Annotated in this window: 5 protein-coding genes; 4 read left to right on the forward strand and 1 reads right to left on the reverse strand. The window is 35.5% G+C overall.

Going from position 1 to position 6,661, the window contains the following annotated elements; translation table 11 throughout:
- Positions 1-152 precede the first annotated feature (152 nt).
- The 4 genes from F6K13_RS12370 (at position 153) to F6K13_RS12385 (ending at position 4,041) form a co-directional block, all read left to right on the forward strand.
- Positions 153-632 (forward strand): NC domain-containing protein, encoded by a 480-nt coding sequence (locus F6K13_RS12370; protein WP_287287504.1) that lies wholly within the window; start codon positions 153-155, stop codon positions 630-632.
- Positions 633-736: 104 nt separating this feature from the next.
- Positions 737-1,438: a class I SAM-dependent methyltransferase gene (locus tag F6K13_RS12375; RefSeq protein WP_124144083.1), complete on the forward strand. Its 702-nt coding sequence runs from the start codon at positions 737-739 to the stop codon at positions 1,436-1,438.
- 675 nt (positions 1,439-2,113) lie between these two features.
- On the forward strand, positions 2,114-2,689 hold the full coding sequence (locus tag F6K13_RS12380; RefSeq protein WP_124144082.1) for a hypothetical protein: 576 nt from the start codon (positions 2,114-2,116) through the stop codon (positions 2,687-2,689).
- Between the two features lie 110 nt (positions 2,690-2,799).
- Complete coding sequence (locus F6K13_RS12385) at positions 2,800-4,041, forward strand: glycoside hydrolase (protein ID WP_240038858.1); 1,242 nt, start codon at positions 2,800-2,802, stop codon at positions 4,039-4,041.
- 137 nt (positions 4,042-4,178) lie between these two features.
- Here the strand turns inward: F6K13_RS12385 and F6K13_RS12390 are convergent.
- Positions 4,179-6,661 (reverse strand): AAA-like domain-containing protein (locus tag F6K13_RS12390; protein ID WP_287287506.1); only part of this gene is annotated, 2,483 nt, incomplete at its 5' end.

Consider the following 6,661-nt stretch of genomic DNA (forward strand, 5'->3'; position numbering starts at 1 on the left):
TAAAAATACATACAGCAATTTCCGAAGCTATGAGGTAGAGTTTTTTTGATTCTTTTGTGTTCCCTGTTCCCTATTCCTTGTTCCCTCAAACCTAAAATTTTGTACTTCATAAAAACGGTAAAAGCTTTATAAATAAAAGGAGTATAAAACGTATGAATTCCTCAATTTATAGTATTGCAATTGAATCCACTGCTGGAATTGCTAGACATTATTTTATTTCGTCTGACGGAACATTTGAAAATTCAATTGGATGGGGTCCTCTAGGAATTGAATATCAAGGAAAAGAGGCAGAATTAACAGTTGAACAAGAACAACGAGCTTGTGAATATTTACACAAATTTGGCAAGTACAATATTCATACTAATAATTGTGAAATGTTTGCTTGGTATGTGATTACTGGAAGACGTTATTCTGGGCAAACTCAAGAAAAAATTCATACTGCAATTGGAGCTAAAATGGTTTCTCTTGTACAACCTGTTTTGACACCTCGAGAAATAGTTAATTATCAATATGAAAAAGCAATAGTTTATAAATTTAATGAAGAACTAGAAAAAGTAAAACTTGCTCGGTTAAAATCAGAGCAAACAATGCGTGATGATTTTTGGAAAAAAAGAGATGCCAAGGAAAATTAGATTTGAGAGTGATTTAATTTCCTAAAGCTGATAGCTGACTGCTGAATGCTTAGATGCTAAGATAAATCAATATCCTACAAATAGAAAAAAATACTATTTTAAAGATGATAACTGTCAAAGAAGCTAGAGAACAAGCATTATCTTTTCTTAGTAACCAAGGACTTGAAAGAGAATTTATTGAAAATGCCTCAGTCAAACTTGATGATGCCGAAAAATTGATTAATATTAGCCGTCAAAAAAATCATCAAAAAATATTAGAAATTGGCACGTTTGTCGGAGTTTCCACTGCTGTATTAGGATTGTGTCTACCAGAGTCAAAAATTGTTTGTGTCGATGCCGATCTTCCTGTAGAACTTCTCAATCTTCTTTGCGTTAAACAATTTGAAATTAAAAATAAACAAACTCATTTATATTTTGTTGAAAAAGTGCTTAAACACTTTGAATTTTTGACAAGATTTACCTTAAAACGAGGTTTTTTTTCTTGCGGTTTTCCCAACCAAGAAGATTTAGATAAAGTTGTAAATTATGGGATTAACCTTGAAGACAGAGAAATTATTGGTCGAGAAGTATGTGAAGAATATGGACCATTCGATCTAGCATTTCTGGATGCAGATCATAGAACGGAGGCGGTCAAACAAGACCTAACACTACTTTCTAGTTATATTAAACCAGAAGGAACAATAATTCTTCATGATGTTGGTTTAGATTATTGGGGACAACAAGTACGACAAGGTGTGGAATTGTTCTTAAAAGAACATCCTCAAAAAAAATTTAATGTTGAAGGTGAAATTGGCTTTATCTCTTAACGTTTTGTCAGCAACGAATGATTCTTAAAACTTACAGCAGTTTTGGAGTTGATGAGGTACAAAATTTTAGGACTTTAGGTAGGGAGTAGGGAAAAAAATATTCATCTTAAAACTGTACCTCACGCTTCCTAAAAAGTGCTGTAAAATTGGGTCAAAAATTCCAGATACCGAGTATCAAGCATTGTTTTAGTCAGATACTCGGTTGATTTTTTATATCTTAATCTTTCTCAATATCAAATTTTATAGCAATGAGCGCTGGTATCTTTACAAATCGCAGGAGGGGCTAAATAGCTAAAAGTCTTATATTATCGGCAATTTACTCCCCCAGATGAGCTGTTGCCTGTTGCCTGTTGCCTGCGCACAGCGCTATAGAAGCTACATATAGCAAAGAACGAGTTGGTATTTGACTTATGCTAGTGTTTTTCCTAATATTTCCTATTCCCTTATTACAACTTTCAATAAATCATTTTTATTTGTAACTCAAATAAAGTCATAATCAGAAATGGTCAATCTTAGTCATCGATACAAACCGAAAATTCCCTTGCTCAAAGTGAAGTTCTAAAGAAAATGAAAACTTTCCTGATCAAAGCAAAGTTCTCAAGAATAAGCTATAAGTAATAATACAATGAGGGGTATAGCCCCTCGCTGCGATGACAAATTTATCAAGGATGTCCAATGCTAAAGACTTTTCCCATTGATACAACGCGAAATATCAATCCTCTCAGCAATAACTTCAGAGTCAACAATTTCAACAGATATACCGTAGCCATTCCTGACGATGAAATGACTGAATCAGAATTCTTACAACTCTCAACAATGCCTAGTTGTATTAGCCTTGACCTAGAAAATTTAAAATCCTTTGAAGTAGTAGACCATCAGTTTAAAAATTGGGGCCTAACTTTCTCTAATGCAATTGCGATTGAACCATCAAACCCTGCTTTTGCAGTGCCTCCAGGCGTCAAAGTCTTAATGGGAGCGCCAAAAAGTGGCCTAATAGAAATTCACTTTAAATCTCCAGTCAAGTTTGTCAGTGGAGTAGTCACCAGTTCTCGCCGAACAGTCTTATCAGCTTATAATCAAAATGAAGAACTTCTGGCCAAAGACGAAACCTCCGCCTCAAACTTACTTAACTCTAATTCACATATTTCCCCAAATGCTCAATTAACTGTGAATGCCCAGAACATTCACAAAGTTAGTTTCTACGCTTTTGAGGGTCAACTAATAGTTGTTGATTTGAAGTTTGGCTTCTGAAACTCCCCAAAAGTTCCATCGAGCTTCAAGATTTGAGAACTTGTCCTAACTTTTCTTAAAAGTGCTATGATTGACTAGTATCCTGGCTAAAGTGCAGGAAATTTTATATAGTGTCAAATCCCAATCCTCTGTCCATATTTGTCCCCTGGTTACATTTTCACCAACCTCCGATTTGGAATAATGGTCAACTACAGGGCAACTTAGAAAAAATGCTTGGCAGTGAAGAAAACTCTGAAGAGCATTGGAATGCTCAATGGTTTGCTCAAGCATACAAAAATCCTGCCCGTTATGCGAAACAACTCATACAAGAAGGTCATCAACCCCGGATGATGGTAGATTACTCTGGAGTATTGCTCGAAGAAATGGCCAAACTTTCTACCAATGGCATTTTTTCTCATCTTCACGTTGATAATGAACCAGTAGGAGATGTGATTAGTCTCTGGCGAGAAGTTCTCACAGAATATTCAGACACAATAGAATTTACTGGTAGTGCATATAGTCATTGCTATTTTCCGGCCACTCCTGAACGAGACCACGAAGCTCAAATTATGGAATGGCGACGAGTCTTTGCCGATTTATTTGGGACAGAGGCACTATCGCGGATAAGAGGGTTTTGGTTGCCAGAGATGGGTATGACAGGAGACCCTGCTGAAGCATTAAAATTTGTGCGTCTGTTGAAGAAGTGCGGTTATGAATGGATTATTTTACCTAATGCAGCGTTGGAACATCCTGAAGGTTGGAGTACGCCAGAGTTAGAAAATCGAGTGCATTGGTTGGTGGTAGAGTCAGGTGGTGAGTCGGAACGTATTCTCTGTGTGGTTAGGGATACGGATATGGGTATTCGACAGCAAAGTGGTCAAAATGCTGATGGTTGTATTAGTGATGTCCGATATCGTGGGCAAGAAGTGGGAATGAAATCGCCTGCTTTGGTAGTGCCGACTTCTGATGGGGAAAATGGTAATGTGATGATGTTTGAATATTTTAAGAATTCTTTTGCTCCTCTATTTCGGGAGAGCGATCGCTGGTCTGATGTAGGTTTTCTGACTGTAAGTCAATATATCGATACATATTTATCAGAGGGTTCAGTGACAGAGGTAAGACTTAAGTCAACCGGGGGTTCGTGGATCGGCGGTCATCAGCAATGGCAAGAGGGAGACCTTAGACAACAGGTATTGGCAGCAGTTGAAAAGTTGAGTCAAGATTATGCCAAGGTTGTAGAGTCTGGTAAGGGGTCTGCTGAAAAAACTAGAGCGTTATTGTTATGTGAAACCAGTTGTTTTGTTTATTGGGGTTCTGATTTTTGGGCAGAGCAGGCAAAGTTATTTATTGAGTGGGCAAGAGCAATGTTATAGAACCTGCTTGAGATATTTTTAATTTAAAAAGACAGAGCGAAGTTTGGGTAAGTTTAGTAGAACGGAGACCAGAATAGAATATTTCACAATTACTCCTGACTTCTGAGAACTGACTTCTGAGGACTAACTCCTGACTATTAGCTCAACTCAAGCAGATTTTTTTCAGTCCAACTGTGATTAAATATTAATTCATAAATGCGGTTATGAATTTTCAGCAAATCATTTTGCTTAATTACCAGTCCTGATAAACATAATTCTTTTTCTTCTGGAATGTTTGTTCTCATTATCTCTTTTTGCTCTAATAATTGTTGATAAATTTCGAGCATTTGTCTTCTATTTTTACTATGAAAAATACGATCGCGTATTGTTTTTAAATGTTCTGGTTCATCTTGACTTTCCCAATTTTTCAGGATTTTTTCTTGTACTAAGTTTTCTATCCACTTAGCTTCACCATTGACTGGAATTGGTATTTCTGAATTACGAATTAATTGACATAGTTTTTGAGTTAAAAAAGGTTGTCCTCCAGTCCAGTTTAATATTTCTTGCAGCATGGTTTGAGGATTACTAACTTTTTCTGTTATTCCATATAATAAAGGTTGTGCTTCATGTTTTTTGAAGCTTTCTAGTTCAATTGTTTGACCAATGTTAAAAGGGGTTCTTCTCATATCAGTCATTAATTCTGAAGGAGTTGCTACCCCAAAAAAAGCAAAGGCGAGATTCTGGTATATAGATTCTGGATGAATCATTCGTTTATTGTAGCAAGAGCGTATCAGGGCAAAAAAGTCATTTACTGGAAATTTCAAGCTTAAAATTGTATCAACTTCATCAAGAAAAATGAAGACTTTTTTGATAGATTCATCGTTTTCATTATTCAGTTCAACTAATAAAATATCTTCAATAAATTGACTTAATCTTTGTACCGGAGAAATATCTAATCTGTCATTCCACCAAGTTTTTAATTTGATTAAGTTAAATTTTTTCATTAAACGAAAACTTCGCAATAGATCCACTGCTAATCCTTTATACCATTGTTCTACGGTGACATTTTCACTGCCAATTTGAGTTAAATCTATTGCGGCACAATGATGTCCTTCATGGTTGAGATGGTGGATCATTCTGACCATCAGACTAGATTTTCCCATTTGTCGGGCATTCAAAATATAACAAAATTCACCCTGTTTTAAGGCTTGATAGAGGGAGCGATCGGCTTGCCGGACTACATAAGTAGGGGAATTATTGGGCAAACTTCCACCTACTTTATAATTAAAATCAGAGGTTGGTTTGCCAGTTTTTAGTAGTTCATTTTCAAAGATTAGTTCTGCTTGAGTTGCTTTGAGAACTTCTAAGGTTTGAGATAGTTCTTTTGTGCGTTCTTCTACTCTTTGTTCTAGGGTTTGATAAAGTCGGGAATTGTCGATAGAAATTGCTGCTTGAGCAGATAAAATGTTTAATAGTTCGACTCTTTCTGAGGTGAATGTATCTGTGGTTAAATTATTTTCTAAATAAACTATTCCGCTTAATTGACTTTGATTAATTAGGGGAGTGCAGAGAATTGATTTACTTTTTGTGGCGATAATATAGGGGTCATTAATAAATTGTCCTTGGTTAGCTGCGTCGTTGAGTGCAATATTTTCTTGAGTGCGAATTACATAGTTAATAATGGTAGTTGGTAATATGGGAATTGATGTTTGAGGGTCTGTAGATTCGATGGGAATTGATTGTAAAATTGTTACTTCGTCGCTGTTTATTTTTCCTTGAGCTTCTATAACCCAATTTCCTTGATGGTAGAGAATTAAAAATCCTGTTTGTGCTCCAGCATTTTCGATGGTAATTTTCATTAAATTGTGCAGGAGATTTTCCAGCTTAATTTCACCAGAAATTGCTTGAGATGCTTTCATTACTGTGGTTAAGTCGAGAATTTCTCCATGATTACCGGAGGTAGAAATAGTTGTACTAATACCTTTTGATTTATTTTTATTTGCTACTCCTAATAAATATTGGGGATATTCCTCTTCTAATTGTTTGACTTTAGCTTTTGCTCCCCAACGGATGTAACAATGATGGGCATTTCTGAGGTAAAATTGACCTATTTCTTGTCTGTAAAGGGCAAGATAAAATTCTGCTGCTCGTTCATAAGCTAAAGCTTCTTCATGGATAAATTCATATTTTTTTGCTCCTTGAATGGCGCGATCGTACAGTTGTTGCGCTTGTAAAGTTTGTCCTAATACTCGTGCTTTTTCTGCTTCTACTAAATCGTATTTGTGCTGGAAGTTTTCTGAGCAATTTCCAGTCCACATTTTCATGCTTTCCTGATTTTTTTCTACTTGTTTGAGTAATTGTTTCTGTTTAATTGGATCTGAATTATGGTAATTAGCTAGGAAAGTAAGAGATGAATAGAAATTCTGCTGAGGTGCAGGCAAGTATTTGGAACAAGCATCAATATTTTTTTGAGCTTTGATTGGATAATTAAGGGCTTTATCGTATTGTTTGAAAAAGTAAAGTAGAAATATTTTTGCAAAATAAGCTATAAATAACAACCATGTATTTTTATTTTCACTCCAGTCATCTAAATACGATTCTTCTATTGATAAAGAATCACCAATAACAATAAAATCTTTTT

The sequence above is a fragment of the Okeania sp. SIO2B9 genome, from assembly GCF_010672505.1.
GTDB lineage: Bacteria > Cyanobacteriota > Cyanobacteriia > Cyanobacteriales > Microcoleaceae > Okeania > Okeania hirsuta.